6 protein-coding genes are annotated in these 8,041 nt (G+C 61.0%); 4 read left to right on the top strand and 2 right to left on the bottom strand.

The features are described 5' to 3' along the window. Positions 1–118: 118 nt before the first annotated feature. Both AB4Y44_RS26585 and AB4Y44_RS26580 read right to left on the bottom strand, forming a co-directional pair. On the bottom strand, positions 119–1,120 hold the full coding sequence (locus tag AB4Y44_RS26585; protein WP_368685342.1) for a UPF0149 family protein: 1,002 nt from the start codon (positions 1,118–1,120) through the stop codon (positions 119–121). A 754-nt stretch (positions 1,121–1,874) separates the two neighbouring features. Continuing rightward, on the bottom strand, positions 1,875–2,678 hold the full coding sequence (locus tag AB4Y44_RS26580) for an IclR family transcriptional regulator (RefSeq protein WP_368618982.1): 804 nt from the start codon (positions 2,676–2,678) through the stop codon (positions 1,875–1,877). Positions 2,679–2,814: 136 nt separating this feature from the next. Here AB4Y44_RS26580 and AB4Y44_RS26575 point away from each other — a divergent pair, with 136 nt between their 5' ends. From AB4Y44_RS26575 to AB4Y44_RS26560, 4 genes are all read left to right on the top strand, one after another. Beyond that, positions 2,815–3,798, top strand: a complete 984-nt coding sequence (locus AB4Y44_RS26575) for a hydroxymethylglutaryl-CoA lyase (RefSeq protein WP_368701285.1) — start codon at positions 2,815–2,817, stop codon at positions 3,796–3,798. Next, complete coding sequence (locus tag AB4Y44_RS26570; RefSeq protein WP_368618984.1) at positions 3,795–5,069, top strand: CaiB/BaiF CoA transferase family protein; 1,275 nt, start codon at positions 3,795–3,797, stop codon at positions 5,067–5,069. The genes AB4Y44_RS26575 and AB4Y44_RS26570 overlap by 4 nt, the downstream gene beginning before the upstream one ends. Positions 5,070–5,150: 81 nt before the next feature. Continuing rightward, positions 5,151–6,464, top strand: a complete 1,314-nt coding sequence (locus tag AB4Y44_RS26565) for an MFS transporter (protein ID WP_069268401.1) — start codon at positions 5,151–5,153, stop codon at positions 6,462–6,464. Continuing rightward, a complete protein-coding gene (locus AB4Y44_RS26560; RefSeq protein WP_368618985.1) occupies positions 6,461–7,591 on the top strand; it encodes an amidohydrolase in 1,131 nt (376 codons plus the stop codon). Before AB4Y44_RS26565 ends, AB4Y44_RS26560 begins: the two co-directional genes overlap by 4 nt. The last annotated feature ends 450 nt before the right edge of the window (positions 7,592–8,041 follow it).

Here is an 8,041-nt window from a genome sequence, read left to right as displayed (position 1 = left end):
ACGGATTGTTTCGCAGCACGTCACATGACATCGCCGGGCAACGCATCCGTTCACGGCGCGCAACGCCAGGCCCGTCCGGGTGCGGGCGCGCTCAGCGTTACGACGCGGGCACGGTCCGTCACCGGCTGCCGGGGGCGATGTCGTGCATGTTGATCGTGCTCAATGCTTCGGCCAGCGCGGCCCCATCTGTCGGGAACGGCTCGTCCCAGACGGTGGACGTCCCGGACGCGTCGATGATTTCCAGTATCCAGCCGTCGCGACCTTCATCGCCGGCGCGATAGATGTGCGCATCGACAGACGTGCCGCCACGCGTGATGCGCGTAGCCAGCGGGGACAATGCCAGCGGGTGAAACGCGTCGTCCGTCAGTCGACCGATCGAATCCACGAGGAACACATCTTTGGACACGCTCCCGTCCCGCGCGGCCCGATTCCTCGCGGTGATCTGCGTCGCCGGCTTGGCTTTCGACAACGAACCCGCCGGAATCGCACCTGGCTGCTCGCCCTGCTCCAGCGATCTCCGACATTCCTCACACACGTAGCGATGGATATTGAGTACCGATGCTGCGAGCTGGAGGACAAACGACCGGCGTTGCCCGACCGTGTAGTCCCGTCGCGCCACCTCCTCGTATCCGGAGGCGGTGCCGAACAGCAGGATGATATTGAACCACCAGGGGTGCCGTTCGATCAGCGGCTCCCAGGCCTCCCGGTCGATGTCGATGCCCTTGCAATACCCCTCGCACCATTCGTCGAGGACAGGAACCTCTTCGCCCTCGTATACGCTCGCGTGCAGCGGGAGTTCGAACAGGTCCGGGCATTGATTCAGGGTGTCGTTGATGTCGTTCCAGTATTGAAAAATCAGTCCTGTGACCTTGCGAGCCCGGCCTGCCGACAGGAATCTGGGTTGACGGGTTGCGTGCCTGGCATCCCAGATCCACGGAAGGATCGCGCCCGGCATGATCGCGTTCGGTCCGGAGATGACGGCAGTCAGAAATCCATGCAACATGACCGCACCCATCGCGTCGTCGCAGACGGCATTGCCCGAAAGAAAGCGTTCGAGGAATTCCAGTTCTTCGTCAGTCAACGGATTGTTGAGTTCGGGATCGGGATGATCGAATTTCATGGTATGTCCGTGCGGTATGCGGCAACCGCGATGCAGTTCTTCCGCGCCGCCGTTGCCGTCGACGTTCAGCGCTACGCCGCGCTCGTGAGGCATTTCGGCCAGTGTCGCAGTCCCGGCATTTTATCCGAGGCGCGATGCATGGACCGGACGCCGGGCGACACGCGATGAATGCTTTGGCTGCCCTGTCGGCGGTTTGTTTGCTAGGGTGTACCCGTCACCATGGCAGGCGCGCGCGGCTCAGTCCGAACCGCACGTGCTGGCTGGAACGCATCCAAGCCGGCCAGGCATCGCGGATGCCCGCGGTGCGGCGGCGCATTGTCATCACGCCACCGGTCAGCCAACCAGGGCTGTTGGGGCGACGTCGTCGCAGCAGTGTCGGCCCGCGCCCGGTTCGCAGCGGTCGCGGGGTAGCCCCATTGCTTACCGACAGTCGTACGGCGAACTGCTGGTCTCGGCCAGAAACAGACCTTAGCTCTGCCTGCCTGACCGTCAGCTTTGGTAGCGTTCGCGGCCTTTCGACCCGAGGCCGCAAACAGTTACTCCGCCGCCTGGCGGCGAACGAGCGCGCAGGTAGCGTCCCGTTTCGTGCCACTAGGCCTGACCGGTCGGCCGGGAATCTGGACGAGCACTTGTGGGCGCGGGTCGCAGTACCAGTACCATCGTCCCCGAAATCGCGCCGGGCTTGACATGGCAGTTCGGCAATTCAATGCGAGCGGTCGACCATTCACGAGCGACCGCCGTGAGCGTCCCCACTTCAGCTTCTATTAGCAAATTCCGCGATGCTGGCATCGTATCGACCACCCTTGCCGCCGAGCGCAACGGTCGCGCGTTTTGCACTGACAAGTAAGGCCGCAACGGCCGCGTCGAGGGTCGAAGGAGTACCAAATCTCTCTTTCGGTCCCGACAGCGTGAGCGCACCCACCAACTCGCCAGTCGAGTCGAACACGGGGACGGACGTCGAAGCGGTTTCGGGATCGCGTTCACCAAAAGACGCCGCCCAAAGAGCGTCGCGCACTTCGCTCCAGCGAGGATCCTGTGCCTCAGTGAAAGCGAGCAGCACCTTGCCGGAGGCACCTTTGTCGATCGGGAACTCTTCGCCGACGCGAATTGACACACGCACGCTCCTCGTCGGCTCGACACGATACAGCACCAGTCGATGATCGCCCTGCCGCACATAGAACGACGCCGTTTCCCCCAGGTCGCGGCTCAATTGCTGAAGCAACGGCTCGATAACGGGACCGACCTGGAAGGATCGCTGATAGAGCGCGGCGAGCCGTAGTGGCTGGTGGCCGACGCCGTACTGCCCGTCACTCATTTTTCGGATGAAGCCTCCATGCTCCAGCGCGCCCAGCAGGCGCAAGGCCGTGCTTTTGTACAACCCCGTGCGCCGCGAGAGTTCGGTAAGCGTCAACTGGTCGTCGGTCGGCCCGAACGCGTTGAGGATGGCGAACGCACGGTCGAGCACAGCTACGCCGCTGGAACTGTCATTGGCAGTGTCGGATGGCTCAGGCGTTGAAAGGGCATCAGCGGTCACGGCGTGTTTGGTCGTCTTGATCATAAGTGGCATCGTATCGTTCTATCTGACAGAACTCAAGTTCTATCCGTGGGTTTACCCCGCTTTCGCGGGTGTTTGGATGCGCCTATAGTTCTCTCTAACGAAACATTGGTCTGTCTGACAGAACTAAGGGCCGAATATGAGCACTTCAAGTCCGAAGGTGCTGATCAGCGAGGTCGGGCCGCGCGACGGTCTGCAAAGCATCAAGAGCGTCATGCCCACTGCTGCGAAGCTGCGATGGATTTCCGCACTCGCGGCTGCGGGAATCAAGGAAATCGAAGTGGGATCGTTCGTGCCGGCGAAGTTGCTGCCGCAGATGGCTGACATCCGCGAAGTCGTGGTGCATGCCCTCTCAATCCCGGATCTGCACGTCGCGGTTCTCGCACCAAATCTTCGTGGAAGCCAGAGCGCCTTCGAAGCGGGTGTGCATAAGGTGACGCTTCCCGTTTCGGTGACCAACGAACATTCGCTGGCCAATATCCGGAAAACCAATGAGCAGATGATCGAAGAAGTCCGCAATATCGTCGCGCTTCGCAACGAACAGTTTCCGGGCGTGCAAATCGAGGCAGGCATTTCCGTTGCCTTCGGCTGCACGATTGCGGGCACCGTGAGCGACGATCAAACGATGCGCATGTGCCAGGCAATGGCCACGAGCGGCGTCGACGAAATTGGCCTCTCCGATACCAGCGGCTATGCGAATCCGGCACAGGTTCGCCGGCTGTTCCGTCGGTTGCAATCGGAATTCGGCGCGAAGGCTGGCGGCGCACATTTCCATAACACGCGCGGACAGGGTTTAGCGAACGTCGTCGCCGCGCTCGAGGTCGGTGTGACGACAATTGATTCGAGTCAGGCCGGCCTGGGCGGCTGTCCTTATGCGCCAGGCGCCACCGGCAACATCGTGACCGAGGATCTGGCGTTTCTGCTCGAAGCGATGGGCTACGACACCGGTGTGGACATCGACAGGCTCATTGCCGCGCGCGCCATTCTCGCGGAGGCACTGCCTGGCGAAGCGTTATATGGGCACGTGCAGGACGCGGGTCTTCCAAAGGGATTCGCGTATGCCGATGGCCGCGCGCCCAGCGCGCCGCAACCGGAAGGCTGCCTGACTGGAGTAGCGCAATGAGCGACGTGCAAGCAAACCAGAATCTCCCGTATGGCAGCGTACGCGTCGTCGAGATGACGCACATGGTGATGGGGCCGACATGCGGCATGGTGCTGGCGGACCTGGGCGCGGAAGTGATCAAGGTCGAGCCTGTTTCCGGCGACAGCACACGTCTTTTGCGCGGTTCCGGTGCGGGCTTCTTCAGCACGTTCAACCGCAACAAGAAGAGTATCGCGGTCGACGTAAAAGATCCCCGCGGCGTGGAGATCGTTCACAAGCTTCTTGCCGGGGCGGACGTGTTCAGCGAAAACTTCAAGAGCGGCACGATGGATAAGCTCGGCCTCGGTTACGCCGCGCTGTCCAGGCTCAATCCGCGTCTTGTCTACGTGTCGCATAAGGGCTTTCTGCCCGGCCCGTACGATCATCGCACCGCGCTCGACGAGGTCGTGCAGATGATGGGCGGCCTCGCTTATATGACCGGACCCGACGGCAGACCGTTGCGAGCAGGGACGAGTGTCAACGACATCATGGGTGGAATGTTCGGCGCGATCGGTGCGATGGCAGCGCTGGCTCAACGCGAACGCACGGGACGTGGTCAGGAAGTACAGAGCGCACTGTTCGAGAACAATGTATTTCTCGTCGCCCAGCACATGATGCAGTACGCGGTGACCGGTAAGGCCGCGGCACCGATGCCGAGCCGCATTTCAGCATGGGCGGTCTATGACGTGTTCTCGGTCAAAAACGGCGAGCAGATCTTCCTCGCGGTTGTCTCGGATACGCAATGGCAACTGTTTTGCGACGCTTTCGGGCTTGCAGAACTCAAGGCTGACGAGCGGATCGCTTCCAACAATCAGCGTGTGCAGGCCCGTGAATGGTTGTTGCCGCAGCTTCGAAAACATATGGAAGCGTTCTCGGCTGCCGAGATCAGCGCAATCTTCGAGCGCTGCGGACTGCCGTATGCGCCGATCACGAAACCGCAGGATCTGTTCGATGATCCGCACCTGCTCGCTACCGGCGGACTCGCCGAGGTGACTTTGCCGCCCGACGCAAGCGGCGCAGGGCAGGCTATTGCGACGCGGACTGCGCTGCTGCCTTTGACGCTTGGCGGTGAGCGTCTGCACCTGCGTGCGGCGCCGCCTTCGCTGGGTCAGGATACCCAGGCGCTGCTGACGGGTCTCGGCTACACGCCGGAGGATCTCAGGCAGTTGACCGAGGCCGGGATCGTCAAGTGTCAGGACGCTCAGCCTGGCGATGCGTCGAACCCATCGGCGAACGAACTCGCCAGCGCCTGACGTTGCAACACCCACAAAGAATCACCGAGCCGCAGAGGCCACTGAGCCTTCTGCGCGCCTTGATTCGTCTGGAGACGAGACATGACATCCATTTCATCGAACACCACGACAGGCAGCGTGGTGGCTTCCACCGTCGAGCAGTCTGCGGTTAGAAAAGCCGCGTGGCGGTTCATTCCGCTACTCGCGCTTGCGTATTTCTTCAATTATCTTGATCGCACCAGCGTCGGTTTCGCGGCGTTGACGATGAATCACGATCTTGGCTTGAGCGCCACCCAATTCGGCTGGGGTGCGGGCATCATGTTCGCCGGGTACTGTGTGTTCGAGGTTCCGAGCAACCTGGCGCTATACCGCTTCGGCGCGCGACGCTGGCTTGCCCGCATCATGATCACGTGGGGCTTTTTCGCAGCGGCAACCGCGCTCGCCGTGGGGCCAAAAAGCTTCTACGTGATCCGGCTGCTGCTCGGTATCGGTGAGGCCGGCTTCTTTCCGGGTGTGATCTTTTTTCTCGCGGTCTGGTTTCCGGCTAGCTATCGCACTCGCGTGCTCGCATGGTTCACCGTCTCCACGCCGCTGTCGTCGCTCGTCGGTGGTCCGCTGTCCGCGGGACTGCTCCATATGGACGGTGTCCTGGGACTGGCGGGCTGGCGGTGGATGTTCATCGTTCAAGGACTGCCCGCGTGTGTCCTCGGTTTTCTGGTACTGAAAATGTTGGCGGACAAACCCGCCGATGCGAAGTGGTTGTCCCAGGAGGAACGGCAAGCTCTTCAAGGCGCGTTCGATCGGGAAGGCGCGTCCGGTCAGAAAAAGAAAAATTTCGTCGCAGCGTTGAAGGACGTACGCACCTACATTCTTGCGATGATCTCCTTCGGCTTCACGATGGGCTCTTACGGCATCGGTATCTGGCTGCCTCAGATGCTGAGGGCTCACGGGATGAGCGTGACGCAGACCGGCTGGATGTCGGCCGTGCCTTATTTCTTTGCCACAATCGCATTGCTCTGGTGGGCAAAGCGGGTCGATCGTCGCGGCGGCCCGATCGCCAATCTCGCCGCAGGGCTTTTGATTGGTGCGATTGCGCTGGGTGTCTCGACGTATTTCCATCAACTGGTTCCGGCCATGACCGGTATTACGCTGGCGTTGATCGGCACGATTGCGGGCCGCACGATCTTCTATACACTGCCGGCCCGGTTCCTTTCCGGACAGGCGGCTGCGGGTGGCCTCGCCTTCATTAACTCCATTGGTGCGCTCGGCGGATTTGCGGGACCGTACCTGGTGGGTTATCTGAAGGACAGTTTCGGTACGTTCTCGGCCGGCATGATTGGTCTTTCGATCGTGCTAGGCATCACGACTTTGCTGACCTTGTCGCTTTATGCCTTTGGCCGCGGGGAACAGGAATGAACAAATGCCCTTCGCCGCGGCGCCGGCAGCTGATTGGCGCTGCCGCAGCATCATTGATTTTCCCCGCTGTCACTCTGCGTCAAGCATTCGCAAAAGAGGAAACGCATTCCGTGAGTACAACCAGCAACTATCTTTCCGTTCGGGCTGACTGGCTCGCTTCCGGCACCGAAGCGGCGCTTGAGCCCGACCTGCCGATCGTCGACGCGCATCATCACTTTTATGATCGTCCGGGCTGGACCTATCTTCTCGATGAGTATCTTCAGGACGCGCAAACGGGCCATAACATCACCGCGTCGGTGTTCATGCAGGGGCTGACACGATATCGCCCGTCTGGTCCTGAGTCGCTGCGCCCGGTCGGAGAAATCGAGTATGTTGCTGGCGTCACGGCGCCTTTGCAAAAAAGCAAGCCGGAGGTTGCGAAGGGTATGGTCGGCTATGCAGATCTTCGCAGGGGAGCGGCGGTTCGCGATGTTCTCGAAGCAGAACTGCATGCCGGAGATGGTCGGTTCCGTGGCGTTCGACATCTCGTTACCTGGGATGCTGACCAGACGCTCGTCAATCCATTGTCGGCGGCGCCTCGAGGGCTGCTGCTCGACTCCGGCTACCGGGCAGGCGTCGCACAACTGGCTCCGCTGGGCCTGTCGTACGACGCATGGCTATTCTTCCCGCAGTTGCCGGAGCTGTTCGACCTGGCGAAGGCCTATCCTGATACGCCTTTCATCATCAACCATTGCGGAGGCGTGGTCCGGATTGCCAGCTATGCAAATCAGCGCGCAGAAGTGTTTGATGCCTGGTCCCGCTCGATGCGTACGCTCGCCCAGTTGCCGAATGTCTTTGTGAAGGTGGGCGGCCTCGGCATGCGCATTAATGGCTTCGAGTTTGAAAAGGGCGAACGTCCGTCGTCCTCGGACGATTTGGCCAAAACATGGAAGCCATGGATGTACACATGTATCGAGGCGTTCGGTGCAGAGCGCTGCATGTTCGAGAGCAACTTCCCGGTGGACAAGGGTTCCTATCCATTCAGCAACGGTTGGAACGCCTTCAAGAAGTTGACTGCGCACGCTAGCGCTGGCGAACGCGAGGCTTTGTTCCGCGGGACCGCGCGCAAGGTTTATCGCCTTACGTGAGCGCGTCGCATGGAGCGGCGGCAGGCGGCAAGCCTGGAATGACCGCTGTCCTTCCGACAGCTGCCTTCGGGCAATCCGTTGCGTATGACCGGATGGGGTCGGCTGCTGCCGAACGTCTGGACTTCGTCAAACGCTGAACTCCTATACCTTTTCCCAAATTCGGCGTAAGGCGCCGACGAACGACCCTGGCGAAGTGTGCCCACACGTCGTCAACGCTTACGTCGGGGGCAACAGATCAGAAAACCGCATCCGTTGTCATTGCTCGCCAGACCGCCAGGCGGCGACGTGACCTGCCCGAGGAAAAGCCCCATGTCGGACGTGCCATCGCCGAAGTCCGGCGCCGGCGATGGAGCGCCCGTTGGCAGCGATCCACCGCAAAGTGACGAACCGGGCCAAGTGTCGATATATCCCCCTGTCTAACAGCCCACCTGCAGTCGGTGTATGAGCCAG

This window comes from Paraburkholderia sp. BR10937, assembly GCF_040965695.1.
Taxonomy (GTDB): Bacteria; Pseudomonadota; Gammaproteobacteria; order Burkholderiales; family Burkholderiaceae; genus Paraburkholderia.
This window is presented reverse-complemented; position numbering and strand designations above follow the sequence as displayed.

Excerpts from the sequence above, each read along its gene's own strand:
- AB4Y44_RS26585 (WP_368685342.1), bottom strand. The coding sequence starts at position 1,120 with ATGAAATTCGATCATCCCGATCCCGAACTCAACAATCCGTTGACTGAC.
- AB4Y44_RS26580 (WP_368618982.1), bottom strand. The coding sequence starts at position 2,678 with ATGATCAAGACGACCAAACACGCCGTGACCGCTGATGCCCTTTCAACG.
- AB4Y44_RS26575 (WP_368701285.1), top strand. The coding sequence starts at position 2,815 with ATGAGCACTTCAAGTCCGAAGGTGCTGATCAGCGAGGTCGGGCCGCGC.
- AB4Y44_RS26570 (WP_368618984.1), top strand. The coding sequence starts at position 3,795 with ATGAGCGACGTGCAAGCAAACCAGAATCTCCCGTATGGCAGCGTACGC.
- AB4Y44_RS26565 (WP_069268401.1), top strand. The coding sequence starts at position 5,151 with ATGACATCCATTTCATCGAACACCACGACAGGCAGCGTGGTGGCTTCC.
- AB4Y44_RS26560 (WP_368618985.1), top strand. The coding sequence starts at position 6,461 with ATGAACAAATGCCCTTCGCCGCGGCGCCGGCAGCTGATTGGCGCTGCC.